The organism is Kaistella sp. 97-N-M2 (genome assembly GCF_021513235.1).
Classification (GTDB): domain Bacteria; phylum Bacteroidota; class Bacteroidia; order Flavobacteriales; family Weeksellaceae; genus Kaistella.
In genome coordinates this window covers 374,084-399,471 of record NZ_CP090976.1, presented here as the reverse complement: position 1 = coordinate 399,471, position 25,388 = coordinate 374,084, and the positions used below count along the sequence as shown (strand labels likewise).

The window sequence follows — 25,388 nt, the reverse complement described above, 5'->3', positions numbered from 1 at the left end:
GCAACAATTGAAATGCAGAGAAGGCGAGCAACATAAATTCAATTATATTTGCAGAACAATTTTCTTAAACTATGGATGCAAGCCAATTTTACTCTGTCGTCGTTCCTTTATATAATGAAGCTGAGAATGCGCCGCTGCTCATTCAGGCCGTCCATGATGCGTTGAAAAATTACCCTTACGAACTTATTCTTATTGATGATTTCTCCACGGATGAAACCGTGAAAGTGGTGAAAGATCTGGCTGCACCGAATGTTGTCCTCATCGAGCTGAAAAAAAATTACGGACAAAGTTCCGCGCTCATGGCGGGAATCGATTATGCCTCCGGCGACTATATCATCACGATGGATGGCGATATGCAGAACGATCCGTCGGATATCCCGATGATGATTGAAAAACTGAACTCGGGCAGTTATGATCTGGTGGTCGGCCAACGGCAAAAAAGGCAGGACAATCTCTTACGCACATTTCCGTCGAAAGTGGCGAATTTCATCATCAGAACAACAACGAAGCTTAATGTGAAAGACCACGGTTGCGCGCTGAAAGTCTTCACGAAAGATACAGCGAAAGAACTCGATCTTTATGGCGAAAGTCACCGTTTTATTACGCTGCATGCGCACATGAACGGAGCACGAATTGCCGAGGTACCTGTAAAGCATCATTCGCGGAAATTTGGCGTATCAAAATATGGCATCGGGCGCACGACGAAAGTCATCAACGATCTTCTACTTCTGTTGTTTAACCAAAAATATCTGCAAAAACCTATTTATCTCTTTGGCAACATCGGAATTCTTATTTTCGGTTTGGGAATGCTTATTAATTTCTACCTTTTAATTCTTAAAATTCTGGGCAATTCCATTGGTGGACGACCGCTTTTGATTTTAGGAATTTTATTGGTATTTGTGGGAATTCAGTTTTTTACCACGGGAATCATTATCGATCTCCTAATGAAAACCTACTACGAGTCCCAGAAAAAGAGACCTTTCAACATTCGCAAAATCTCTTCTTTTTGAAAAAGACAAATAAAATAATCTTCACGGTTTTTAAAGTGGGCCTCAGTATTTTGTTGCTCTATTTTGTTTTTAAAAAAATTCCTTTTGCCGAAGTCTGGGGGATTTTGGAAACGGGTAACATCGCTTTTTTAGCTTTGGCACTGATTTTATTCGCGCTTTCGCAGTTTTTTTCCGCGGAAAGATTAGGGCAGTATTTTGGCGCGCTTCAGTTTAACCTTCAAAAAAACGAGAACCGGAAACTTTATCTGATCGGAATGTTCTATAATTTTTTTATTCCCGGCGGTATTGGCGGCGATGCGTATAAAGTGTATGTGCTTCACAAAAAATATGATTGGGGCGTCAAGAAATTGTCGGCGGCGGTTTTGGCGGACCGGCTTTCAGGTTTGCTCGCTATTTTGGTCTTGATTCAGCTTTTGGGAATCTCCTTTCTTCCCGCGAATTATAAATTTTTAATTATTGTTTCTGTTGCGTTGACCCTTTTTCTGGCAAAATTGGCTTTTACTGCTTTTTTTCCGTCTTTTAAAATTATTTTTTTCCGTACGCTGCTTTTTTCTTTTCTGATTCAGGGACTGCAGTTGGCTTCGATTTTCTGCATCGTGAGTTCATTTGCCGCTGTAGAAAATATCTGGACGTATTTTCTCGTCTTTCTTATCAGTACGGTTTTAAGTGTGCTTTCCTTTTCCGGTATCGGTATTCGAGAGTGGGTTTTTATGAAAGCGGGGTATTATTTACATTACGATGTGCGAATTTCGGTGGCAACTGCCATGATATTTACTTTGATGACGGCTTTTGTTTCGCTCTTCGGGATTTATTTTCAATTAAGAAATTCGGATCTTCTGAAAAGAAATTTGGAGGCAAGGAAGTAAAGTTAAATCTCCTGTTTTATTTTTGAATTATGTGTTATACCTTATGGAAAGTATGGTACTAATAATTAAAGATTTGGTGTTTAACTTTTTTTAGTTACATTTATCCAACCAAAAATTAAAACAATTTTAAAATGAAAAAAATAATTTTCTCTTTTGTTGCGCTTATGTTTGCAACGCTTTCCTACGCTCAGATTGAAGGAAAATGGAAAACCATCGATGATGAAACCGGGCAGGCAAAATCTATCGTAGAAATTACGAAAAAATCCGACGGTAAATATTACGGTAAAGTGGTTCAGCTTTTAATTAAACCGGAACATGCCACCTGCATCGATTGCAAGGACGACCGCAAGAACAAGCCAATTCTCGGCATGGAGGTGATTAGAGGAATGAAAAAAGAAGGTGGCGAATTTACAGGTGGAACCATTACCGATCCGAAAACGGGTAAAACTTACAAGTGTAATATTACGAGAGAGGGAGATAAACTGGATGTAAGAGGTTATATTGGATTCTCTTTTGTGGGAAGAAGCCAAACCTGGTATCAGGTAAAATAATTTCCAAATATATTATAACAAGAGCAATTCGAAAGAGTTGCTCTTTTTTGTGGGCGAACCATTAGCGGTTTGCGAAAAAATCTTTACTTTTGTACTTTAATTTTTCAAACGATTATGAAAGAATATACTTTTAGAGAAGTAATTGCACAGGCAATGAGCGAGGAGATGCGCAAAGACGAATCCATTTATCTGATGGGTGAGGAGGTTGCCGAATATAATGGTGCTTACAAAGCTTCTAAAGGAATGTTGGATGAATTTGGTGCAAAACGAATTATCGATACGCCCATTGCAGAACTCGGTTTTACGGGGATTGCAATTGGTTCGGCCATGAACGGAAACCGCCCAATTGTTGAATATATGACCTTCAATTTTTGTTTGGTAGGGATTGATCAAATTATCAATAATGCCGCGAAGATTCGTCAAATGACCGGCGGCCAGTGGAATTGTCCGATCGTTTTCCGCGGCCCGACCGCTTCGGCAGGACAATTAGGGGCGACGCATTCTCAAGCTTTGGAAAGTTGGTTTGCCAATATTCCCGGTTTAAAAGTGATTGTTCCATCTAATCCATACGATGCGAAAGGTTTATTGAAAAGCGCCATTCAGGACAATGATCCCGTAATTTTTATGGAATCGGAACAGATGTACGGTGATAAAATGGAAATTCCGGAAGAAGAATATTACCTTCCGATCGGAAAAGCCGACATCAAGCGCGAAGGAACCGACGTAACTTTAGTCTCGTTCGGAAAAATAATGAAATTAGCCATGCAGGCAGCAGAAGATATGGAGAAGGAAGGGATTTCGGTAGAAGTGATCGATCTTCGTACTGTGCGCCCTTTGGATTTCGATACTGTAATTAATTCTGTGAAAAAAACCAACCGCCTGGTTATTCTGGAAGAAGCCTGGCCGTTTGGTTCGGTTTCCTCAGAGATTACATATATGGTTCAGCAACTGGCGTTTGACTATCTCGACGCGCCGATTAAAAGAATTACAACACCGGATGCTCCGGCCCCTTACTCGGCACCTCTTTTCGCAGAATGGTTCCCGAAGCTGGAAAAAGTGAAAGAAGAAATTAAAAAAGCCATGTACGTTAAAGCATAAACACAAACTCTCGAAAGAGAGTTTCTTTTTTTGCGTTAATTTTCAAAAAAAAACCTTTTCGGGATTGCTTTTTAATCTAAATTTACACCCTAAAATTTATTGAATGTCAGATACAATCGAAGGCGGTCAGCATTTTGATACGAAAAAGCTTACCGCAGTTGGCGTACTTGTTTCCCTCGGAATTGTTTTTGGAGATATTGGAACTTCGCCGCTGTATGTAATGAAAGCGATTGTAAATGCAAGACGCGACGGGGGTAATATGCCCTTCGACGAATATATTGAAGGTGCTCTTTCCTGTATCATTTGGACTTTGACGCTTCAGACAACCCTCAAATACGTTATTATCGCCTTAAGAGCCGATAACAAAGGCGAAGGGGGAATTCTTTCTTTGTATTCCCTTGTAAAAAGACTCAAGAAAAAGTGGCTGTATGTTGTCGCTATCATTGGCGCGTCGACGCTTGTGGCCGACAGTATCATCACGCCTTCACTTACCGTAATGTCTGCAGTAGAAGGTCTTAAGATTTTTTCTCCAAGTACGCCTGTGGTTGCGATTACGTTGGTTATTTTGGCTGTCGTGTTCATGGTTCAGCAGTTCGGAACTTCCTCCATCGGAAAGCTTTTTGGACCCGTTATGGTTTTATGGTTTCTGGTTTTAGGAGGCTTTGGTTCGGTACATATTTTAGAGAATTTCGAGATTTTAAAGGCTTTTAATCCTTTTTATGCGTATCAACTTATCACGCATTCCCCGAGTGCAATCGTCATTATGGGTGCTGTTTTCCTTTGTACCACTGGTGCCGAGGCTTTGTATTCGGATCTAGGACACTGTGGAAAGAAGAATATCCGCGTGAGCTGGGCTTTTGTAAAAACAATGCTCATTCTAAATTACTTAGGTCAGGGCGCCTGGCTGCTGGATAATCCAACCAGCGTTTCAGAAGGCGTGAATCCAATCTTTGGAATTATGCCAGAATGGGCAATTTTGCCCGGCGTAATTCTTGCGACTTTTGCGGCAATCATCGCAAGTCAATCAGTCATTACGGGTTCCTTCACCATGTTTTCGGAAGCAATGTCGGTTACTTTTTGGCCGAATCAGCAGATCGATTATCCTTCCGGGGTGAAAGGTCAAATGTATATTCCCCGAATTAACTGGGGTTTGATGCTTTTGTGTTTTATCGTCGTTATTTACTTTCAAAAATCCGAAGCCATGGAGGCCGCTTACGGCTTAACCATTACCATCACGATGTTAATGACGACAATTCTTCTGTTTTTCTGGCTCAGCCGAACCAAAACAATGAAGGTGTTTGCCATTGGTTTTATTGTCGTTTACCTTTTTATCGAACTCGGATTCTTTTACGCCAATGTTATTAAATTTTTCGATGGCGGCTGGTTAACAATGGTCTTAGGCGGATTTATCGCGGTATGTATGTATGCCTGGTATAACGGCAGATTGATAAAAGCCAAATTTATCAAATTTGTGAAATTGGATAAATACATTTCGATCATCAAAGATTTAAAATTAGACGAAACAATTCCGAAATATGCGACCAATCTTGCCTTTTTAAGTCGTGCGAAAAGGGAAAATGAGATCGAAGCAAAAATCATTTACTCCATTTTGCGGAAGCAACCGAAAAGAGCGGATCATTATTTTATCTTAAATATTGTCAATCAGGAAGATCCTTTTACTTTTAAATATACTGTAGACGAAATTATGCCCGGAACAATTTATAAAATCAGTTTCATGCTGGGGTTTAAGATCGACCGTAGAATTAATGATTACTTCGACCAGGTTTTAGCCGATATGATGGAGGAAGGTACAATTCCGACGAGGAGCAGCCATCCGTCGCTGCGTGCGCACAACATTCCGCCGGATTTAAAATATGTCATTATCGACAATACGTATATCAATGATACCTTATTAACGATAAAAGAGAAAATGACCTTAAATATTTACAATTTTGTAAAATATATCGGCAGCGATGACTTCAAAGCCTGGGGTATTTCTTCCCATAATGTTGTGGTGGAGTCCGCACCAATACTGGATCAAAAGGTAATTACCAAAAAAATACAACAGGTTAATTTCCGGCATTGCAAATAAATTTTTTCACAATTTCGGTGCGGCATTCATTAATAATAAATTCGATAAATTTGCACTTAAATATTTTTGATGGACGCTAAACATAAGGAACTTAATATCACTACAATAAAGGACGTTTTAAGACAATACCTTCAGCAGAAGGGTTTTAGAAACACGCCCGAACGCTATACGATCTTAGAGGAAATTTATATGATGGAACATCACTTTAATGTTGATGATCTCTATCTTTTGATGATGCAGAAGAAATACCACGTTTCCAAAGCCACTATTTACAACACCATCGAAATCTTTCTCGATGCCGGGCTTATCCGAAAACATCAGTTTGGAGAAAAAACCCTCACGTCTTCCTCGTATGAAAAATCTTATTTCGATAAGCAGCACGACCATTTGGTTGTCTATAAAACGGGTTCTGATAAAGAGATCGCAGAAATCATTGAGTTTTGCGACCCGCGAATCCAGGGCATCAAAGAATCCATTGAAAGTACTTTTGGGGTGAATATCGATTCGCATTCTCTTTATTTTTACGGTACCAAAAAGGAGTAATGAAAGGTTTTTTCGTTGTTTTTCTTTTCTGGAGTATTACTATTTTTGCGCAGATTCCTACGCAGCCGAAAGATCCTGCTGTTAAAGACCCTTTCTTTAATCAGACGGCGGCCAATGCGCAGGGTGAAAAAGTGCAGCTTATACACTCCGATACTTTTGGGATTGTTAAAGGAAAATATGACGATAACCCGTTCTTTTCCGGCAATGTTCAGTTTTTTCATCAAGGCTCCACGCTGACTGCGGATGAGGTGATCTTTTATCGCGAACAGAATTTCGTGAGAGCGATCGGAAATGTGAAACTTCAAAATGCGGATGGCTCTGTAATTACTTCGGGAGAAATGGAGTATGATGGTAACACTCAGAAAGGAATTGCGAAAAAAAATGTAGTTCTAACCGATCCCGGACAAACCATTAAAACCGAAACACTGTACTACAACCGGCTCTCCAACAACGCTTATTTCAACACGGGCGGTACCATTTCGAAAGATGGAAACATCATGTATACAAAATCTGCGAACTACGATCTCAACAGCCGAATTATCGATTTTACCGGCAGCGTGAAGATTGATAATCCCGAATATACGGTAGAAGGAGTAAATATCATCCAGAATCAAAATACAAATACGGCCACTTTCAACGGTGCGACCACCATCACCAACAAAAAAAATCCCTCCAACCTAATCTACACGGAAAAAGGAACTTATAACATGAATTCCAAAGAAGTGTATTTAAAGAAAAACTCGCGCATTAATTATAATGGAAAAATTCTTACGGGCGACGATATGTACTTTAATCAGATCACCGGATTCGGAACGGCGAAAGGTAATGTAACGCTGCGCGATCCGCAGGAACAGCGTTATATGAAAGGCGGTTACGGCGAAATATTCGAGAAAAAAGATTCCGCGATGATGACCGACCGTCCCTATGCCGTAAAGATTCTCGAAAAAGATTCCATGTATTTTTCCGCTGAAAGAATTTTAGCTTATCAAAAGCCCGATGCGGAAAATCCTGTGAAGAAGAAAAGTTTTCTGCGCGCTTACAAAAAATCGCGCATGTTTAAAACCAATATTCAGGTCCGTGCAGATTCGCTCAGTTTTAACGAAACCGACGGAATTATGCATCTCGATGGCAATCCTATTGCCTGGAGTGGCGAAAAGCAGGTTACCGGAGATAAAATAGAAGCATATTTTGATACAGAAAATGAATTCATCGATTCGCTGCGCGTTATCGAAAATGCTTTTGCCATCAGCAAAGCCGATTCGCTGAATATGAAAGACGAATTTAATCAAATCAAAGGAAAACTTATGATTGTTTATTACAATCAAAACCAGGTCAATCTTGCGAAAGTTATCGGCAATGCGCAGGCGATCACTTACGCAGACGATCAGAACGAAAAAACAAAAGAAGTGGAGAGAATAGGTGTCTCTTTGTCCACGTGCGGAACGATTGAAGCCGAATTTGAAGATAAAAAAGTACAAATTATTTCCTGTAACATTGGTGCGAATACCGACATTTATCCCATGAGTTTAATTTCGCGGGAGAAGCGGTTTTTCCCCGATTTCAACTGGAATACGAAAGACCGCCTGCGGAAATGGGAAGATATCTTCCTTGATTCGCCCGCTTATGAAGAAGTTAAGTACGAGTCCGACGACGCCTTATACAACGCTGCACAAAAAAGCATCGATGATGCCAAAGCGAAAGATGAAGCCCGGAAACCGAAGCGCGTCCGCAAATAATTCGACATTGGAAGCACTTTAATCGAGCTTAGTCATCATTCAAAAGTCGAAGACTGTCTTTTTATAGTTGTTTTATCTCTTAAAAAAGAACGCCAAGTTAGGTATTGGCTTAACACAATGAAAATTAGGCTTTAAAGCTTTTAGACTATTTTCGTGCAATTTTAGTAGGATTGATTTTCAAATTTGTGCTGGAGCGATCTATCAACAAAATGATAAAAAAGTATGCAGTATGCAGCTCTGGAGGAGCGACCACTTAATATAAATTATTCACCAAAAAAAGGAGCTCCGGAGGAGCGACCCCTTGGTAGAAATTTATACGCTAAAATAGTGAGAAGCTCCGGAGGAGCGACCTATTGGTAGAAATTAATAATGCAAACAGACGCTTAGCTCCGTAGGAGCGGCCCATTGGTAGAAATTTATACGCTAAAATAATAAGGAGCTCCGGAGGAGCGGCCCCTTGGTAGAATAATTAAAGCGGTTGCAGTATGCAGCTCCGGAGGAGCGACCTGTTATTAGAATGTAAAGCCAAAAAATGGAACCTAGCTTCGGCGCCCAATCGGTAGAAATTAATTCACCAAAAAATAAGGAGCTCCGGAGGAGCGACCAATCGGTAGAATTATTTAAGCGTTTGCAATATGCAGCTCCGGAGGAGCGACCTATTGGTAGAAATTAATAATAGAAACAAACGCTTAGCTCCGGAGGAGCGACCTATCAATAGAAATTAATAATGCGAACAAACGTTTAGCTCCGTAGGAGCGACCCATTGGTAGAATAATAAATTCGCATGAAGAACGAAACTCCGGGCCACCGGTCCATTGGTTAACCAAAACGCGATAAAAAATCGTAGAATTCATTTGTAAAATCTGAACCACGCAATAATGCAAAAAGACTTTTTTAAATACCAGGCCCAAACCACGCAATTCGCCGCCGGTTTCGAGGTCGAAAAAGCTGCCGGGAGCTACATCTACGGCAAAGACGGCAAAAAATATCTCGATTTTGTCGCCGGCGTTTCAGCAAACACTCTAGGCCATTCGCATCCGAAAATTGTCGAAGCCATTAAGACTCAGGCAGAAAAATATCTGCATGTGATGGTTTATGGGGAATATGCTCAGGAGATGCCGGTGAAATTATGCCAACTTCTCGCCGAAGCCACGCCGGAACCTTTGGAGGTGACATATCTCGTTAATTCCGGCGCAGAAGCTATTGACGGTAGCTTAAAACTTGCAAAACGCTATACCGGTAGAGAAGAAATTATTTCTTTCCACAATTCTTACCACGGAAACACGCACGGGGCGCTGTCGGTTTCGGGTAACGAATATCATAAGCGGGAATTTCGTCCTCTTTTGCCGATGGTGAATTTTATTCACTTTAATAAGGAGAAAGATTTAGCAAAAATTACCGACAAAACAGCCTGTGTTCTTTTGGAAACCATTCAGGGCGCGGCAGGATTTCTGGTTCCGGATAAAGATTACTTAAAAAAGCTGAAATCACGCTGCGAAGAAGTGGGTGCACTCTTAATTTTAGATGAAATTCAACCCGGTTTTGGCAGGACAGGAAAACTTTTTGCCTTCGAACATTTCGGCATTGTGCCGGATATTCTGGTGATGGGGAAAGGCATGGGCGGTGGCGTTCCCGTGGGTGCTTTTATGAGTTCGCACCAAATAATGGAAGCTTTATCGCATTCGCCGAAACTTGGTCATATAACAACTTTTGGAGGCAATCCTTTAATCGCCGCGGCAAGTTATGCGACGCTGAAAGAAGTTTTGAACAGCGGCTTGATGGATGAAGTTGCGGAAAAAGAAAAATTATTTCGTGACCTTTTGTTTCATCCGAAAATTAAAAATATCAATGGTAAAGGTTTAATGCTGGCTGTAAATCTGGGGTCGCCCGAATACACGTTAGATGTCGCGAAGCGTTGTATGGAGAAGGGTTTGGTGGTTTTCTGGCAGCTCTACCGAAACGAATATATGCGCATCTCCCCACCGCTGACTTTATCGCTGGACGAAATCCGCGAGGGGTGCGAGATTATCCTCAGCGTTTTAAACGAGGCCTAAAAATAGTCGAAAAACGCACTTTCTTTTCTTTTGGCCCCGATGGCAGCGGCATCCCCCGATGATAAATGTCATATAACACAAATCCCCTCTTCGAAAGCGGGGATATAGCGTACAGCGGGTAGGATATTGGCAGAAAAAACATCGTTTCGGGCTTCTGATTTTCACGATGCATTTCGAGGAATATATTGTGGATTTTAGAAATTAATTTATATATTGCGACACATTAAAAATAGGGGCGAAATGGCGAAAACTAAAGTGCAATATGAATTTCCAATGCACTGTCAGTCGGAGATTTTATACGAATATATGGCAAGTGCAGAAGGACTTTCTGAATGGTTTGCAGACGACGTGCTGGAAAAAGGCGACGATTTTTTCTTCAGCTGGAACAGTGGTCCGGGAGAGCAGGCGACGCTTATTCGTTATAAGCCGGAAAGTTTTGTGCGTTTTCGCTGGGAAGAAGATGAAGGAACGAAAAACTATTTCGAAATGACCATCGTTATTGATGATATTACAGATGATCTTGCTCTGATTGTAACCGATTTTTGCGAGCCGGGCGACGAAGAAGAGAACCGTCTTTACTGGGAGAATTTAATAGAAAACCTAAGATTGAAATTAGGCGCAACCTAATTCTTTATTAACGCAAATAACATGATGAACGATTTTTTTTCGTTCATTATTTTTTTAATCTAAATCCTAATTTATTTTGGACGCTTTAATTTATACCTCCGAAAATTTTCAAAGCCGAAACCGCGCTTTTCTTTGGGGCGATGCTGTTCGGGTATCTTTTTTTGTCCGCGCTTCGCGAGTGATTATGGCAGAGGAATGTTACTTTTTCCTTATGGCTTCCATGCGAAAAATGCGCATGAACATCCCGCTTTCCTACACGCTGGAATTTTTTATGAATCTTTTTGAGGAGAAGGTTATACAGCACGGCGTTTCCGATGGAATCATCCATTTTTTGGTGTATCGCGATGCTGTAAAGGACAGCAGTGCCAAGTCCGACGTTTCCTTTTATTTCGAGGTTAAGCTGCTGAATGACGTGCTGGCAATTCAGGGAAACAACGAAATGGATCTCCTCAAGGAAATCAGCGTGGGCGCTAACTTTCTAAATACCATTCGCACGCACTCTCCCGAAAATATCTACGCCGAAATCTACGCCACAGAAAATGATCTGGATGATGTGATCCTGCTGAATCCGAATAAAAAAATTGCAAGGAGTATTTTCGGCAATCTTCTTTTTTTGGAAGGAAACACCATTAAGATCATTAAAACTACGGAAGGAGCCTATATTTCGCCTCTGATGGAAAACTTCGTAACCTTTGTGCACAAAAGTAATCTGGCCGAAATACAGGAGGTTGAAATGATCGCCTTTGAATCTCAAAAAGCAGAAGAAATTTTGATGATCTCCGACGAGAAAGGGATTTTTTCGGTGACCAAAATTAGAAATAAAACTTTCGAAACAACGAGATTTACCGGGATCGTGGAGGAGTGGAAGATCGCTTTCGGCTAAAATTGGCAAACCCGGGAAACAACCTTTGCAAGTCCTTTACCGGGTTTTTAGAGAATAATCTCTTAGAATTATTTTTAATAAAAAACAGAGGTAAAAAGATTTTTTAATCCCATGTTTTCACCTTTCAAAAATAACGAAAGTAATCGTATAAAATTTGATAACGAAAACTTAAATAGTGCTAAACTTTTGTTAAAGTGAATTTGGAGGGTGAGCGAGCGAAGCGAGCGCGCTAAAAGTCAAAGTTGAAACTGCACAAAATGGCGACAGGAAATTTAATTCATCGAAATGTTATCGGGTGCATTGGCCCAAAGCAAAAATTCGCCGCCCAGATTCTGCATAATATTTTTCCAGAGCGTTTGATCATTCGGTAAAGTATAATCCAAATTATACACATCCACTACCGTCCACATTTTTCGGCGCACTTCGTCCTCCAGCTGCTGGCTTCCCCATCCCGAATAGCCGGAAAAAACTTTAATCTCATCAACGCTGATCTGCTCGTCAATAATTCCGGAGATCACATTTTCAATGTCTTCGGTGAGATAAAATTCATTATTGATTTCCGAAAAATGCTCCGTTACTTTTTGTCCTTTGTTGATGAAGAATATCTTTTCATTTTCTACCGGACCACCCTCATAAACGTCGACAGTAAAGCCAAAAATATGCAGCAAACGGCCGCTCATCTTTTTGTTCTTTTTATTCAGGATGAGTCCGAAAGCACCTTCCTCATTATGATCGACAATCAAGACTACAGAGCGCGAAAATATATCCCCGGAGATATCCGGCGTGGAAATTAAAATTTTACCTTTGTACGAATAATTCATCTGAAAGTAGAGGTTCAATAGAAAAACCTGTTTCAAATGTAATAAAAATAAATATGGAAAACCTGCACGATAAAAGAAAAGTTTACGAGAAATCTCAACTTCTTGAAAATCAAATAAAAGAAAATCCTGTAGAACAGTTCCGTAATTGGTTTCTGGAAGCAGAGGAAAATCCTGCGATTTCGGAGGCGAATGCAATGGCGGTTTCCACTGTGGAAGAAGATGGTTGTCCGCGAACACGCATGGTCCTCTTAAAGTCATACACGTGGGAAGGTTTTATTTTTTATACGAATTATGAGAGTAGAAAAGGCCACGCAATAGAAAATACTCACAAAGCCTGTCTCCACTTTTTTTGGCCGAATATGGAACGGCAGATTATTATTAAAGCCAATTTGGAAAGGATTCCCGATAATCTGAGCGATGGCTATTTTCATTCGCGCCCTAAAGGCAGTCAGTTAGGCGCCGTGGTTTCGCCACAAAGTAAAGTAATTCCCGATCGTCAATTTCTGGAAGAAAAATTAAAGACGCTCCAAACTGAGTATCAAGATAAAGAAGTTCCACGTCCCGAAAACTGGGGTGGTTATATTGCCAAACCCTACGAGATCGAATTTTGGCAAGGGCGCCCAAACCGTTTGCACGATCGTATTCTCTACGAGTTGCAGGAGGATCTGGACTGGAAAATTAGTAGGCTTGCACCGTAAAGCGAAGAGTTGATTTGAGGTATACTAAAAAATCCCGCACCGGCGGGATCTAATTTTTTCAATATAATCAAAAGATTATTTTTTCTTTTTCGTATTCATGCTTTCCATTACTGCTCCTGAAAGATCAGCACCAGCTTTGAATTTAGCGACTTTTTTCGCTGCAATTTGAATTGGTTTTTTAGTTGCAGGATTAATACCTTGTCTTGCGGCTCTATCTGCTACAGAAAAAGTACCGAATCCAACTAAAGAAACTTTACCATCCTTTTCTTTCAATGTAGCAGTTACGTTAGAAATAAAAGATTCTAAAGCAGCTTTTGCGGCAACTTTAGTAATGTTCGCGTCCTTAGCGATAGCGTCGATTAGTTCAGACTTGTTCATAATTATAAATTGTTAGGGTTAGTTTTATGTTAAAGCAAATATAAAACATTTTTCATATTGTGCAAATTTTTTGGAAATATTACCGGAAAAATGTATTAAAAACTTGAAATTAACGAAAAGTTATAAATCCGAACTTGCACCAAGAATCGATGTTGCAGGTTGCTAAAATCATGCCAAAAGCAGTGGCAGCGTTGTTTTGAAGAAATGTACCTTCTGTCTTTCCGAATTATGAATTACCTAATATTACCGTATCTGTTAAATTATAATGAATTTATTTCCTCTTTTTTATTTAAAACCTCCAAAATATAAAGCAACAATCTGTCTGTGAAGGAATTGCACTATAAAAATATTTATTGCTGCTTCTTTATATTAAAATATTTAAATTTGCGCCATGCTAGTTGAAGTTTTTAAATCCAAAATTCACAGAGTTCGGGTCACAGAATCTGATCTTAATTATATCGGCAGTATTACCATCGACGAGGAGCTTCTGGAAGCATCCGGAATCATCGTTGGCGAACGCGTATATATCGTTAATGTTAACAATGGCGAACGTTTCGATACCTATGCCATCAAAGGAAAAAGAAAGTCCGGGGAAATTTGTCTGAACGGTCCCGCTGCGCGGCGCGTTCAGAAGAACGATATCATCATCATCATGTCTTACGCGCAAATGACGCCGGAGGAGGCAAAAACGTTTCAGCCCAAAATTATTTTCCCGGACGAACAGACGAATTTGCTTACTTAATTTTCGGAAAAATTTGCCGTTTTGGAAGAAACCACAAAATCAAATACTTTAAAAACCTTTCTCACCATTGCAGTTTCCTTTGCAATAGCAGCGCTCTTCATGTGGTTTGCCCTGAAAGGAATGGAATTTGAGAAAATTGCCGGCTATTTCGAAAAAGCCAATTATTTCTGGGTTTTTGCGGCCGCAGTTTTTGGAGTTTTAGCCTATTGGTTTCGCGCCATCCGCTGGAATTTATTATTGGAGCCAATGGGGTATCAAATCTCCAATTCCAATGCTTTCTGGACGATCTCGTTTGGATATTTAATGAATCTCACGATTCCCAGAAGCGGCGAACTTGCGAGATCCACCGCGCTTTTTGGTGTAGAAAAAGTTCCCGTGGAGAAATCCTTCGGCACCATTATTCTCGAAAGGGTAGTGGATTTAATTTGCATGCTGGGATTTTTGGGTCTGACCTTAATTTTCAAATATAAAGCCATCGTTTCTTTTTATCAATACGTCACCGACGAAAAGAGCAAAACCGCCGAACCTGCTTCCAATTCAAAATGGTTCGTTATTTTAGGCGTTATTGCCCTTTTATCGATCCTCTTTTTTGTGCTGCGGAAGAAATTGGAAAAGTTTGCTATCTATCAGAAAGCGCTCAATTTCGGAAAAGGAATTTTCCACGGTTTGACTTCCATCTTTAAACTGAAGCAAAAAGGAAAGTTCATACTGCTCTCGCTTGCGATCTGGATTTCCTACTATTTAGCGGCTTATCTCGTGTGTTTTGCCCTGCCCGAAACTTCTAATTTCAGTTTTTCGGATGGGTTTTTCATCATCGTCGTTGGAACATTAGGAATGATGGTTCCGGCTTCAGGCGGAATAGGTGCTTTTCATCTGGCGCTGAAATTCGGAATTATGGCCCTCTTTCTTTCCATGGGTAAAAATCCCGAAGAAGGCGGCGAAGTCGGTCTTTCCTACGCTTTTATTTCGCATACAATGCAACTCGTTATTATGATTGTTTTGGGATTTATTTCGATTCCGATGCTGGCAAAGGCAAGAAATGCAGCCTCCAAAAATCTTAAAAAATAGAAGCGCTCCTATCCGAAGCGCTTGCAATTTGTTTTCAAAAAAAATTACTCAAAAGATCTGCTTTCTCGGCAAAATCTTTAGGAGCATATTAAATTTCTTATCCAAAAGCTCTTTTCAGCAAACTCTCCACTTTCGGTTCGCTGCCTCTAAAATTTTTATAGAGTTCCATCGGATCTTTTGTTCCGCCGGAAGAAAGTAAGACTTTATATTTTGCCGCGATTTCCGGATTGAAAATTCCGTTTTCCTTGAAGTACTGAAAAGCATCCGCATCCAAAACTTCCGCCCATTTGTAAGAATAATATCCCGCCGAATATCCACCCTGGAAAATGTGGGAAAAACTCGTACTCATAATGGTTTCCGGATTGCTCGGATATAAATTCGTGGCTTTTGTTTCTTCCACCTCAAACGTTTTTACGTCGCCGACTTTGTCCGCATCGGTGTGGTAAGCGATATCTAAAAGGCCAAAACCGACTTGCCGCATGGTTTGATAACCTTCCATAAAATTTTTGGAATCCGAAATTTTCTGAATTTTGTCATCAGGCAAGATTTCTCCCGTTTCATAATGTTTTGCGAAGTTTTTTAGAAATTCAGGTTCGTAACAGTAATTTTCTAAAAATTGCGACGGCAGTTCCACAAAATCCCATTTCACGGAAGTTCCGGAAAGATTCGGATAAGTTGTATCTGCCATAACGCCGTGCAAAGCGTGCCCAAACTCATGAAAAAGGGTTGTTACCTCCTGAAATGTGAGTAGACTTGGTGCATCGGTCGTTGGTTTGGAGAAATTGCACACCACCGAAATATGCGGCCGGTGATTTTCCCCATTTTTCTTAAACTGATTTTTAAAACTCGTCATCCAGGCGCCGGCGCGCTTTCCTTTTCGTGGAAAATAATCCGCGTATAAAAGGGCTTTAAACTCACCGTTCTCGAAAATTTCGTAGGTCTTAACTTCGTCGTTGTATTTTTGAATTTCGTCGGTTTCCACAAAATTTAATCCGAAAAGCGTCGACGCCAAACCGAAAACCGCTTCCTGAACTTTCCCCAGGGGGAAATAAGGTTTCAGTTCTTCATCATCAATATCGAATTTTTGCTTCCGCAGTTTTTCTGCGTAGTAAGCATGATCGTAAGATTCCATTTCATCGATGCCGTCGGCTTTTGCCAGCTTTTTCAATTCCTCTATTTCTTTTTCGGCGTAGGGTTTTGCTTTTTCCAGAAGTTCATTTAAAAATACTTTTACTTTCTTCGGCTCTTTTGCCATACGCTCTTCCAAAACATAATCAGAGTAAGTTTTAAATCCGAGAAGATAGGCTTTTTCCTGTTTCAGTTTGATGATTTCCTTGATCAGATTTTGGTTGTCGAACTCATTGTTATTGAAGGATTTTTTGCCGTTTGCCAAAGCCAGTTCTTTCCGCAGTTCCCGATTCTCGGCGTACGTCATGAAAGGCAGAAAACTTGGATACTGCAACGTCACCACAAAACCTTCCGAATCTCGCTCTTTCGCTTCTTTGCGGTACTGCTGAAGAATCGCGTCCGGAATTCCGGCCAGATCCTTTTCCTCCGTGATATGTTTAAAATAGTTATTCGTTTCCGCCAAAACATTCTGCCCAAACTGCAGCGATTTTTTGGAAAGTTCGATGCTGATGTTTTTGAATTTCTCTTTTTCGGCGTCATTCAGCAGCGCGCCGCTTCGTACAAAACCTTTGTATGTTTCGGTCAAAAGCATTTCCTGCTCTTCATTCAGCCTGTATTTTTCTTTCTCTTCGAAGACTTTTTTAATCTTTTCAAAAAGCTTTTCGTTTTGGGAAATCTTCGCGGAATATTCCGTTAACAGCGGAGAAACTTCCTGCGCTATTTTTTGAATCTCGTCATTGGTTTCGGCAGAATTTAAATTGAAAAAAATGCTGGAAACAGTCTCCAACTGTTCGCCTGAAAAAGCCAGCGCTTCGATCACATTTTCAAAATTTGCTTCCTCGGAATTGTTCACGATTTTGCCGATTTCTTTTTCTGAAACCTCGATGAGTTCTTTAAAAGCGGGAAGAAAATGTTCTTCTTTAATTTCGTTGAAAGGTGCGGATTGATATTTGGTAGAGAAGGGTTTTGTCAGAATATTTGTCATATTATAAGGAATATTTGAAAGCCAAAAATACTAATATTCTTTCTGATAACCTATTCCGCGGACAAGCAGTAGAGCCGAAAAGATTTTCAGAAGCCATTGCTGCAAGTAAGTTAAACCAATTGACAGCAGCCAAAGGTTTGCCGACCGCGATTTTTTTCGAATGTACGAAAGACTGTTAAAATAATTATAATGTTTGAAACCATCAGAAATAATTACCTTAAATTTGTCGTTCGTTCCTGAAAAAACGCATGTTTTTAGGATTAAATGTCAGAAAAGAAAATTATTTAATGAAAAAATTCACAGCCGTTGCGCTCCTTTCCATAACCTTAATTTCTTGTAAAAAAGAAACAAAAACCGTTAGCAAAATAGACCCGGCCACCGGAAAAACCATCACCGTAGAAGTTCCCGTTACCGACTCCACAAAAACCGCAGAAGAAGTCGCAGCTGTTGCCTCGCCCGCCATCAAAGATTCTTTGGGCGTTTATACGCAGTCTTTTAAACTTGAAAAAGGAAAAACCTATCCTTTAACAACCTATCAAAAAGATGTTCAAACGATGACGGCCCCGGATGGAAAAACGCAAAGCGGAACCAGCGAAACAACCGATGAAATGACGTTTACCGTTAATAATTTCGAGAATGGAATTTATGATGTTTCGGTAAATTTATTAGGAAAAAGAAATTCCCAGAACGCGAACGGAAAAGCAATTTCAATAGATACAAAGCTGGCTGAACCGAAAGATGATCAGTTAAAAATGATGTGGAAGGTGAATAAAGCTTTGGTCGGAAATCAGTTAAATTTGAAAATGGACCAGACCGGCAAAGTACTCTCGATTACGGGTTTTGAGCCAATTTACAAGAAGGTTTCCAATTCCGTTTCCAGTGTTATTAAAGATGCCAAACAGAAAGCAGCTTTTGAGAAAAGTTTTAAACAAAGTTTTAACGAGAAAGTTTTGAAAGACCAGTTTACAAAAAATTTGGTTTTGATTCCCGCGAAAGGCGTAAAAATAGGAGATAAATGGACGCAAACTGAAAGCGCCACGCCCGACGGAAAGGTAAAACTCTCCACCAATTACACTTTAAAAAGTGTTGGAAATGGCGTCGCGGTCATTGGCGTTGCCGGCGGAATTCCAGCGAAAACCGACAAAAAAACCTCGGAAGGCATTACAAGATCTATGAGTTCGGAACTTTCGCAAAACGGAACCATCACGCTGGACCAAAATACAGGCTGGATCAAGAACCAAAATATTGCGGTGAAAACCACCCAATCCGAGACTTTATCCGACGGCAAGCAAAAACAAACGATGAAAAGCGTTTCTAATTCGTCCGTCATTGTTAATCCAAATAAGTAAGTTGCCGCTAATTTTTCATTATTAGTACCTATTAAAAATGAAGTTTATTTTTGAATTAATTTTCGTCGTTGTTGTTATATTTTTTCTTTGGAATATTCTGAAGCGCATGTTTTTTACGGCTTTTTACAAATTTCCAAAACCGGGTAACGATCCGAAAAGCACTGCCGAACGATCGAAGAAAAATCTGGACTCGAGAATAAATTGGGATGCGGAAACAGTGGATTACGAAGAAGTGAAGGAAAACAGAGAAACAAATCAATAACCAAAACCTTTCGGATTTTAAATATTCGAAAGGTTTTTTATGGAATATCATTCAGCATGTTAAAAAACAAAAAATTAATTTTCATCATTGGAAGCCTCGTGGCTTTTATGGTTTTGGCCTTGCTTTATGCAAATCCGGTTTTGACGGGCAAACAGCTTTTTCAGCACGATATCGTGCAGTACAAAGGCGGCGCAAAGGAACTCCTGGATTATCGCGCGCAGAATGGCGAAGAAACCTACTGGAGTGACTCCATGTTCGGCGGGATGCCTACATACCAAATGGGTGCACAGTTTCGCGGCGACATTATCAAAACGTTCGACGATATTTTAAACTTTTTACCCAAGCCTGCAAACTATATCTTTCTGTTGTTCTCCGGCTTTTTTCTGCTCGGAATGGTGGCGGTCCGAAACTGGAAATATGCGTTTTTAGGCGCCACTTTTTTTGGCTTGTCAACGTATTTCTACATTGCTTTAGCCGCCGGACATAACGGAAAAATTCATACGGTCGCCTATTTCGCGCCACTTTTAGCGGGAATACTTTTGGTCTACCTCCGCAAAAAATATATCATTGGCTTTATTGTCACGGCGCTTTTTATGGGACTTCAGATCGCGGCGAATCACCCGCAGATGACGTATTATCTCTTCATTGCGCTCGGTTTCTTATTTCTTTCAGAACTATTCCGTGCATTTCAGGGCAAAACAGCTTGGAAGCATTTTGGAATTTCCACGGGAATTTTAGCTTTGGCATTTGTCCTCGGCGTAGGTATGAATTCCCAGCGGATTATGGCGAACTCCGAATACGTGAAGGAAACCGTTCGTGGCAAGCAAATACTGGATAACGACACGCATTCCTCCGAAAAATCGGGCATGGATAATGAAAGGATTTTAATGTGGAGTTACGGCAAGCTCGAAACTTTAAACCTGTTTATTCCGCGCCTGATGGGCGGTTCCAGCAACGAAGAAGGTTCAGAACCGATGATGAGCCAGGTTCAGGAAATGGTGCAAAGCAACGTCACTTCCCAGGAAGAGATGGATCAGATTTCCAAAGGTTTCGGCTCACTAACCTATTGGGGCGAACAACCTGGAACTTCCGGACCTGCTTATCAGGGCGCAATCGTGTGCTTTCTGGCAATTCTGGGGTTTTTCTTTGCCTGGAAAAAATACCGATACTGGATTTTAAGCGCTTCAATTCTCACCATATTTCTCGCGTGGGGAAGCAATTTCATGGCGCTCTCCGATTTTTTTATTGATTTTGTACCTTTCTATAATAAATTTCGCGCACCGAGTTCTATTTTGGTCGTTGTCGAACTGTTGTTTCCTTTGATCGCAATTGTTGGCCTGTACCGCTTTCTTAACTCCAATGAAACGACCGAAACTTCTCCGGAAAATATTCTGACGGAGGAATACAAAAAGAAGATTCTGATTTACGTAAGTGCTGGCGTTCTCGGAATTACCTTTTTATTATTGTTTTTCGGAAAATCGCTTTTAGGTTTTTACACGCCGACGGAAAAAACATATCTGCCGCCCTATCTTCTGGATTTTTTGGTAGACGAGCGCTTTAAAATGTTCCGAATTGACGCCATTAAAGCGATTATTTACGTAGGAATTGCTGCTGCAGTTTTATTTTTGAGTTTAAAGAAGAAGGTCAGTCAGAATGTGGTGATCGTGATCCTTGGTTTGGTAAGTTTATTCGATTTGTGGAGCGTGAATAAAAGATATTTGAACAACGATAATTTCATCGATAAAACCTTCACCGAAAATCCTTTCCAAACAGAAAATTCCGACCTGCTTATGCAGAAAGTAGGTGAGAACCAAAACCTGCAGTCGCTGCTCGCCAATTCGACGGTGAATAAAACTTTGGAAACCATAGCCGAAAAAGATAAAACGCATTACCGGATTTACAATCAGGTGTTGGGAACATTCAGCGAGACGAATACGTCTTACTTTAAATCTTCGGTCGGTGGTTATCATGCCGTAAAACTCCGCCGCTACGATGATCTGATTAACGAATATTTTGGCAGTATTGATTCTGTAAAAGTTCCGCGAATCCTGAATATGCTGAACGCAAAGTATATGATTTTTGGCGAGGCCCAAAAGCCTGACGCCGTCATCAATCCGCAGGCCAACGGAAATGCCTGGTTTGTATCCGACGTTCAGTTTGTAAATTCTCCGAACGAAGAAATCAAACGAATCGGCGAAGTTGATACGAAAAGAATCGCAATCGTTTCAAAGGACGATCAAAAATATTTTGAGGGAAAAGCCATGCAGGCCGATTCTACAGCTTTTTTAAATTTAACAAAATATCAACCGAACGAACTGGAATTTAAGACCCAGTCGAAAACGCCGCAGTTGGCAGTTTTCTCCGAAATCTATTATCCGAAAGGTTGGAAGATGTTTGTGGATGAAAAAGAAGTCCCTTACATCAAAGCCGATTATTTATTGCGCGCAGTGCACGTTCCGGCGGGAAATCACACGGTAAAAATGATCTTTACGCCGGAGGTTATCGCAAAGGGGAAATTAATTTCGATGATTGCGTTTGGAATCTTCCTGCTTTTAAGTTTGGGCGGAATTTATTGGGTTTACCGCAAATCCGTGGGGAGCAATCGGGAGCAGATTGAAAATTAAAAAATTCGCTTTTATTAACACGAATTTTAAGGATTAAACGAGTCAATTTAAAACCCTCGATTTTTGGACAAGTCTCGACTTGTCACTACGTTCACGAAATGATCGACAACAAAAAAATACTAATCATCACGTATTACTGGCCGCCGGCAGGCGGGCCCGGTGTGCAGCGGTGGTTAAAATTTGTAAAATATCTGCCCGAATTCGGCTGGAAACCCACGGTTTTTATTCCAGAAAATCCGAGCTATCCAATTATTGATAAGACCTTGGCGAAAGAGGTTTCGACAGATGTAGAAATCATTAAAACCAAAATTTGGGAACCCTATCAAATCGCAGAGTTTTTCGGGAAAGACAATAAAAAATTTAAAGCCGGCCAGTTCGATGTAGGCGAAAACCAGTCCTGGAAATCTAAACTGTCGATTTGGGTGCGCGGAAACTTTTTTATTCCGGATGCCCGCGTTTTTTGGGTAAAACCTTCCGTAAAATTTCTGAAAAAATATTTAGCAGAAAATCATTTTGATGCGTTTGTGACGACAGGTCCGCCACATTCGATGCATTTGATCGGTCTGAACCTGAAAAAGGAATTTCCGAACCTTAAATGGGTGGCCGATTTTCGGGATCCCTGGACGGAAATTTCGTACTATAAACATTTGAAACTCACCAAATCCGCAGACGAAAAACATAGAAACCTGGAAAGGGAGGTTTTCAAAACCGCTGATATCACATTAGCTACAAGTTATTCCGATGCCGAAAATTTTCGTAAAAAAGGCGCACACGCTTTTTGTATAACCAATGGTTTTGATGAAGTGAAACAAATGTTTCAGGCACAGCAAAAATCTAAGGATTCAAAATTCACTTTAAGTTATATTGGTGTTTTGGAGCAGCTTCGAAATCCGGAAATTTTGTGGAAGGTTTTGGCTGAATTGATGCGCGAAGATGAAAATTTCAAAAACAAGTTTGAATTGAAATTTGTGGGACGGATTGATGGGAGAATCCTCGAAAAAATAGAGCGGTCCGCGCTGAAAGATGCAGTTAAAAATTTAGGGTATCTGTCGCATTCGAAGGCCAATAAAGAAATGCAGCAGTCGGATCTGCTTTTGATAACGAACTTTCCGGATGCAGGTTCCAAAGGGATTATCCCGGGAAAGATATTCGAATATTTGGCGACCGGCAAGCAGATTATTTCGTTTGGTCCGCCGGAAAGTGACGTGAAGAAAATTCTGGACGAGACCGCCGCCGGAAAGCACTTTATTTATGATGGTTTTGCCGAAGTGAAAGAGTTTATTTTGGCGCAGTTTGAGCAATGGCAGCAAGGAAATATTTTAACGAAGCCGCAAAATATCGAACAGTTTTCGCGACGAAACCTGACGAAAAAACTGAGTGAAATTTTATAACGGACCTGCGTGAGGGAGGAGGCGGAAATCCTTTTTTTTTGGGGGGGAAGCGGCGGCGAAGCCGCCGCTTCCCCCTAAAAAAAAGATTGGGAGCCGGATACCGACCTAAAAGCAGAAGCAGCGCAAATTGAAAATTTGCGCTGCTTCTGCTTTTAGGTCACGCCCAAAAAAATTTAAAGCCAGCCCTGTTCCTTCATCCAATCGTCATTGTAAACCTTCCCTACATACCGCGAGCCGTGATCATGCAAAAGCACCACGATAACATCGTCTTTCGTAAACTGATCTTTCATCTGAATGAGCGATGCAATGGCACTTCCCGCAGAATACCCGCAGAAAATTCCTTCTTCTTTTGCCAGTTTGCGCGCGTAGATGGCGCCGTCTTTGTCCGTCACTTTTTCGAAATGATCGATGATCGACATGTCGAAATTTTCGGGAATAATATCTTCGCCAATACCTTCCGTAATGTACGTGTAAGCGTGATCATAATGGAGTTCGCCGGTCTCGTGGTATTCTTTCAAAATGGACCCGTAAGTATCCACCCCGATTACTTTTATGTCTGAATTTCTTTCCTTGAAAAACTGCGCGCAACCCGTAACAGTACCGCCGGTTCCGGCGCCGGCAACGAAATGTGTTAGTTTTCCCTCCGTTTGCGCCCAGATTTCTGGCGCGGTAGATTCGTAATGGGCGAGTCTGTTCGATAAATTATCGTACTGATTTACATACCAACCGTTTTCGGTTTCTGCCGCCAAACGTTTGGAAACGGAATAATAGGAGCGCGGATCGGTGGGTTTTACGTCGGTGGGACAAACGATAACTTCTGCACCCACTGCACGTAAAATATCACATTTCTCTTTGGACTGTTTGGAGTTGGTTACAAAAATACATTTATAACCTTTAACGATTGCGGCCAAAGCCAAACCCATTCCCGTATTTCCGGAAGTGCCTTCGATAATGGTGCCGCCGGGTTTTAAGCGCCCGTCTTTTTCCGCATCTTCAACCATTTTTACGGCCATCCGGTCTTTTACTGAATTTCCGGGATTAAAGGTTTCTATTTTTGCTAAAACCAAAGCCGGAAAATCGTCGCCCAAAACTTTGTTGAGTTTTACAAGGGGCGTATTTCCGATGGTTTCGAGGATATTTTGTGCGTATTTCATATCTTGGTTTAAGGGACTTTTTGTTCTTGAAAATTTTAGTGATTTCGTAAAAATAAATCAATTTATTACGAATGCGCAAAGATACAAATTTTAAAAATTAATTGTATTGAATGGCTTTGACCGGAGAAATTTTACTAATCAGATAACTTGGTAAAATTAAAGAAAGTGCCGAAACTAAAAGGATTCCGAGGGAGATGGCGAGGATATAGAAAATATTAAGATCCACAGGCACAACACTGAGATAATAATTTTCGGGATTCAGTTTAATAATTCCAAAATATTTCTGCAGCAATAAAAAGCCAAGTCCAACTAGATTTCCGATTATTAAGCCGGGCACCATAATCATCAAGGTGTAATTAATAAATATGGCGCGGATTTGTCCGTTACTTGCGCCTAAAGTTTTCAGCATTCCAATCGAATTCGTACGTTCGATAATTAAGATGAGCAAAACCATTACAATGTTGATGATAACAACCACAAGCATTATGATGATGATTAAAGCAATGTTGGTATCAAAAATAGCGATGAAATCCATGATCTGCGGATATTCGTCGGTTGCTTTAACGGTATAGTTTTTATAGCCCGCCAGTTTATCGATTTTGGGCGCATCTTCGTCAATATCATTAATGTTGTTCAGAAAAACGTCGACGCCGCCAACTTCGCTGTTTTTCATGCCCTGGATTTTCCGCGCATGGTTAATTCCGCCCAGTATAAAAAGATCATCGATCATTTTAATGTCGGTCTTATAAATCCCGACAACCTTGAATTTTCGGTAAAGTGGGCTTTGATTTTCTTTCGAAAAGATGGCCACAATGCTATCTTTTACGTTAAGATGCAGGTCCGTTGCGATCTTTTGAGAAATGCAGACGTCATAATTATAAGCAACTTCGGTAATCGCCGGCGTGGTTCCTGCAACTAAAAACTTTTTAAATCTTGCAGCATCGAAATCTTTACCAATTCCTTTAAAAATGATCCCTGCAAAATTATGCTCGTTGCGTAAAATTCCACTTACCGATACATATTTCTGCGTGGATGCAACGTCGGGCAGGGCTTTTATTTTATCGAGTTGAAAACCCTCGGTGGTCAGAATGGAAGAATTGTAAGAATTATTAGACTGCTTGGACTTGATGGAAATGTGTCCGGAAAAATCGGCCATTCTTTCCTTGATGGCTTTTTTGGAACCCAAGCCGGTCGAAACGGTGATGAGGGAAACGATGACACCCAGAGCGACGGAAAGCCGGCCGATGAAGACGATAATCCGTGAGAGATTATTTTTATTATCTTTGGAAAAAGCAATTTTTTTGGAAAAATATAACGGAAAGTTCAAG

22 protein-coding genes are annotated in these 25,388 nt (G+C 40.6%); 17 read left to right on the top strand and 5 right to left on the bottom strand.

Translation table 11 applies throughout. The annotated features are described in order from the left end of the window. The first annotated feature begins 71 nt into the window (after positions 1 to 71). The 10 genes from L0B70_RS01915 to L0B70_RS01870 all read left to right on the top strand — a co-directional run bounded on the left by L0B70_RS01915 (position 72) and on the right by L0B70_RS01870 (position 11,460). Positions 72 to 1,010 carry a glycosyltransferase family 2 protein gene (locus L0B70_RS01915; protein ID WP_235142639.1) on the top strand — a complete coding sequence of 313 codons (939 nt, stop codon included), beginning with the start codon at positions 72 to 74 and terminating at the stop codon, positions 1,008 to 1,010. Next, positions 1,007 to 1,876 (top strand): lysylphosphatidylglycerol synthase transmembrane domain-containing protein, encoded by an 870-nt coding sequence (locus L0B70_RS01910; protein WP_235142638.1) that lies wholly within the window; start codon positions 1,007 to 1,009, stop codon positions 1,874 to 1,876. The genes L0B70_RS01915 and L0B70_RS01910 overlap by 4 nt, the downstream gene beginning before the upstream one ends. Before the next feature lie 131 nt (positions 1,877 to 2,007). Beyond that, positions 2,008 to 2,427, top strand: coding sequence for a DUF2147 domain-containing protein (locus L0B70_RS01905; RefSeq protein ID WP_235142637.1), 420 nt, complete (start codon positions 2,008 to 2,010; stop codon positions 2,425 to 2,427). 114 nt (positions 2,428 to 2,541) lie between these two features. After that, positions 2,542 to 3,525, top strand: a complete 984-nt coding sequence (locus L0B70_RS01900) for a pyruvate dehydrogenase complex E1 component subunit beta (protein WP_235142636.1) — start codon at positions 2,542 to 2,544, stop codon at positions 3,523 to 3,525. Between the two features lie 103 nt (positions 3,526 to 3,628). Further along, positions 3,629 to 5,617: a KUP/HAK/KT family potassium transporter gene (locus tag L0B70_RS01895; protein ID WP_235142635.1), complete on the top strand. Its 1,989-nt coding sequence runs from the start codon at positions 3,629 to 3,631 to the stop codon at positions 5,615 to 5,617. 69 nt (positions 5,618 to 5,686) lie between these two features. Then, positions 5,687 to 6,160: a Fur family transcriptional regulator gene (locus L0B70_RS01890; protein WP_235142634.1), complete on the top strand. Its 474-nt coding sequence runs from the start codon at positions 5,687 to 5,689 to the stop codon at positions 6,158 to 6,160. After that, positions 6,160 to 7,896, top strand: a complete 1,737-nt coding sequence (locus tag L0B70_RS01885; protein ID WP_235142633.1) for an OstA-like protein — start codon at positions 6,160 to 6,162, stop codon at positions 7,894 to 7,896. The genes L0B70_RS01890 and L0B70_RS01885 overlap by 1 nt, the downstream gene beginning before the upstream one ends. Before the next feature lie 878 nt (positions 7,897 to 8,774). After that, the gene (locus tag L0B70_RS01880; RefSeq protein ID WP_235142632.1) at positions 8,775 to 9,950 is read left to right on the top strand and encodes an aspartate aminotransferase family protein; all 1,176 of its coding nucleotides are present in this window, start codon (positions 8,775 to 8,777) and stop codon (positions 9,948 to 9,950) included. 240 nt (positions 9,951 to 10,190) lie between these two features. Continuing rightward, positions 10,191 to 10,577, top strand: coding sequence for an START-like domain-containing protein (locus tag L0B70_RS01875; protein WP_235142631.1), 387 nt, complete (start codon positions 10,191 to 10,193; stop codon positions 10,575 to 10,577). A gap of 76 nt (positions 10,578 to 10,653) precedes the next feature. Beyond that, positions 10,654 to 11,460, top strand: coding sequence for an aminotransferase class IV (locus tag L0B70_RS01870; RefSeq protein WP_235142630.1), 807 nt, complete (start codon positions 10,654 to 10,656; stop codon positions 11,458 to 11,460). A gap of 272 nt (positions 11,461 to 11,732) precedes the next feature. Here L0B70_RS01870 and L0B70_RS01865 read toward each other — a convergent pair whose 3' ends face one another. Beyond that, positions 11,733 to 12,281 (bottom strand): YqgE/AlgH family protein, encoded by a 549-nt coding sequence (locus tag L0B70_RS01865; protein ID WP_235143542.1) that lies wholly within the window; start codon positions 12,279 to 12,281, stop codon positions 11,733 to 11,735. Between the two features lie 53 nt (positions 12,282 to 12,334). On the opposite strand from L0B70_RS01865, the gene pdxH reads away from it, so the two are divergent. Continuing rightward, positions 12,335 to 12,979, top strand: a complete 645-nt coding sequence (gene pdxH / locus L0B70_RS01860; RefSeq protein ID WP_235142629.1) for a pyridoxamine 5'-phosphate oxidase — start codon at positions 12,335 to 12,337, stop codon at positions 12,977 to 12,979. 75 nt (positions 12,980 to 13,054) lie between these two features. Here the strand turns inward: pdxH and L0B70_RS01855 are convergent, their stop codons facing one another. Beyond that, on the bottom strand, positions 13,055 to 13,357 hold the full coding sequence (locus tag L0B70_RS01855; protein WP_235142628.1) for an HU family DNA-binding protein: 303 nt from the start codon (positions 13,355 to 13,357) through the stop codon (positions 13,055 to 13,057). A gap of 391 nt (positions 13,358 to 13,748) precedes the next feature. Between L0B70_RS01855 and panD the strand changes: the two genes are divergently transcribed. Continuing rightward, positions 13,749 to 14,099, top strand: coding sequence for an aspartate 1-decarboxylase (gene panD / locus L0B70_RS01850; protein ID WP_235142627.1), 351 nt, complete (start codon positions 13,749 to 13,751; stop codon positions 14,097 to 14,099). A gap of 21 nt (positions 14,100 to 14,120) precedes the next feature. After that, on the top strand, positions 14,121 to 15,167 hold the full coding sequence (locus tag L0B70_RS01845; protein ID WP_235142626.1) for a lysylphosphatidylglycerol synthase transmembrane domain-containing protein: 1,047 nt from the start codon (positions 14,121 to 14,123) through the stop codon (positions 15,165 to 15,167). A gap of 97 nt (positions 15,168 to 15,264) precedes the next feature. Here the strand turns inward: L0B70_RS01845 and L0B70_RS01840 are convergent, their stop codons facing one another. Beyond that, positions 15,265 to 17,280 carry a M3 family metallopeptidase gene (locus L0B70_RS01840; RefSeq protein WP_235142625.1) on the bottom strand — a complete coding sequence of 672 codons (2,016 nt, stop codon included), beginning with the start codon at positions 17,278 to 17,280 and terminating at the stop codon, positions 15,265 to 15,267. 287 nt (positions 17,281 to 17,567) lie between these two features. Between L0B70_RS01840 and L0B70_RS01835 the strand changes: the two genes are divergently transcribed. From L0B70_RS01835 to L0B70_RS01820, 4 genes are all read left to right on the top strand, one after another. Beyond that, positions 17,568 to 18,629, top strand: a complete 1,062-nt coding sequence (locus tag L0B70_RS01835; protein WP_235142624.1) for a DUF6263 family protein — start codon at positions 17,568 to 17,570, stop codon at positions 18,627 to 18,629. A gap of 37 nt (positions 18,630 to 18,666) precedes the next feature. Next, positions 18,667 to 18,891: a hypothetical protein gene (locus tag L0B70_RS01830; RefSeq protein WP_235142623.1), complete on the top strand. Its 225-nt coding sequence runs from the start codon at positions 18,667 to 18,669 to the stop codon at positions 18,889 to 18,891. 56 nt (positions 18,892 to 18,947) lie between these two features. Further along, the gene (locus L0B70_RS01825) at positions 18,948 to 21,515 is read left to right on the top strand and encodes a YfhO family protein (RefSeq protein ID WP_235142622.1); all 2,568 of its coding nucleotides are present in this window, start codon (positions 18,948 to 18,950) and stop codon (positions 21,513 to 21,515) included. Between the two features lie 98 nt (positions 21,516 to 21,613). Further along, a complete protein-coding gene (locus L0B70_RS01820; RefSeq protein ID WP_235142621.1) occupies positions 21,614 to 22,906 on the top strand; it encodes a glycosyl transferase family 1 in 1,293 nt (430 codons plus the stop codon). Between the two features lie 173 nt (positions 22,907 to 23,079). On the opposite strand, the gene L0B70_RS01815 is transcribed toward L0B70_RS01820, so the two are convergent. Then, positions 23,080 to 24,060, bottom strand: a complete 981-nt coding sequence (locus L0B70_RS01815; RefSeq protein WP_235142620.1) for a PLP-dependent cysteine synthase family protein — start codon at positions 24,058 to 24,060, stop codon at positions 23,080 to 23,082. 97 nt (positions 24,061 to 24,157) lie between these two features. Further along, on the bottom strand, positions 24,158 to 25,387 hold the full coding sequence (locus tag L0B70_RS01810) for an ABC transporter permease (RefSeq protein WP_235142619.1): 1,230 nt from the start codon (positions 25,385 to 25,387) through the stop codon (positions 24,158 to 24,160). Position 25,388: the final 1 nt, after the last annotated feature.

What these genes read in the sequence shown, in the direction of transcription:
- L0B70_RS01915 (WP_235142639.1), top strand. Translation starts at nt 72, where the DNA reads ATGGATGCAAGCCAATTTTACTCTGTCGTCGTTCCTTTATATAATGAA.
- L0B70_RS01905 (WP_235142637.1), top strand. Translation starts at nt 2,008, where the DNA reads ATGAAAAAAATAATTTTCTCTTTTGTTGCGCTTATGTTTGCAACGCTT.
- L0B70_RS01900 (WP_235142636.1), top strand. Translation starts at nt 2,542, where the DNA reads ATGAAAGAATATACTTTTAGAGAAGTAATTGCACAGGCAATGAGCGAG.
- L0B70_RS01895 (WP_235142635.1), top strand. Translation starts at nt 3,629, where the DNA reads ATGTCAGATACAATCGAAGGCGGTCAGCATTTTGATACGAAAAAGCTT.
- L0B70_RS01890 (WP_235142634.1), top strand. Translation starts at nt 5,687, where the DNA reads ATGGACGCTAAACATAAGGAACTTAATATCACTACAATAAAGGACGTT.
- L0B70_RS01885 (WP_235142633.1), top strand. Translation starts at nt 6,160, where the DNA reads ATGAAAGGTTTTTTCGTTGTTTTTCTTTTCTGGAGTATTACTATTTTT.
- L0B70_RS01880 (WP_235142632.1), top strand. Translation starts at nt 8,775, where the DNA reads ATGCAAAAAGACTTTTTTAAATACCAGGCCCAAACCACGCAATTCGCC.
- L0B70_RS01875 (WP_235142631.1), top strand. Translation starts at nt 10,191, where the DNA reads ATGGCGAAAACTAAAGTGCAATATGAATTTCCAATGCACTGTCAGTCG.
- L0B70_RS01865 (WP_235143542.1), bottom strand. Translation starts at nt 12,281, where the DNA reads ATGAATTATTCGTACAAAGGTAAAATTTTAATTTCCACGCCGGATATC.
- pdxH (WP_235142629.1), top strand. Translation starts at nt 12,335, where the DNA reads ATGGAAAACCTGCACGATAAAAGAAAAGTTTACGAGAAATCTCAACTT.
- L0B70_RS01855 (WP_235142628.1), bottom strand. Translation starts at nt 13,357, where the DNA reads ATGAACAAGTCTGAACTAATCGACGCTATCGCTAAGGACGCGAACATT.
- panD (WP_235142627.1), top strand. Translation starts at nt 13,749, where the DNA reads ATGCTAGTTGAAGTTTTTAAATCCAAAATTCACAGAGTTCGGGTCACA.
- L0B70_RS01840 (WP_235142625.1), bottom strand. Translation starts at nt 17,280, where the DNA reads ATGACAAATATTCTGACAAAACCCTTCTCTACCAAATATCAATCCGCA.
- L0B70_RS01835 (WP_235142624.1), top strand. Translation starts at nt 17,568, where the DNA reads ATGAAAAAATTCACAGCCGTTGCGCTCCTTTCCATAACCTTAATTTCT.
- L0B70_RS01830 (WP_235142623.1), top strand. Translation starts at nt 18,667, where the DNA reads ATGAAGTTTATTTTTGAATTAATTTTCGTCGTTGTTGTTATATTTTTT.
- L0B70_RS01825 (WP_235142622.1), top strand. Translation starts at nt 18,948, where the DNA reads ATGTTAAAAAACAAAAAATTAATTTTCATCATTGGAAGCCTCGTGGCT.
- L0B70_RS01820 (WP_235142621.1), top strand. Translation starts at nt 21,614, where the DNA reads ATGATCGACAACAAAAAAATACTAATCATCACGTATTACTGGCCGCCG.
- L0B70_RS01815 (WP_235142620.1), bottom strand. Translation starts at nt 24,060, where the DNA reads ATGAAATACGCACAAAATATCCTCGAAACCATCGGAAATACGCCCCTT.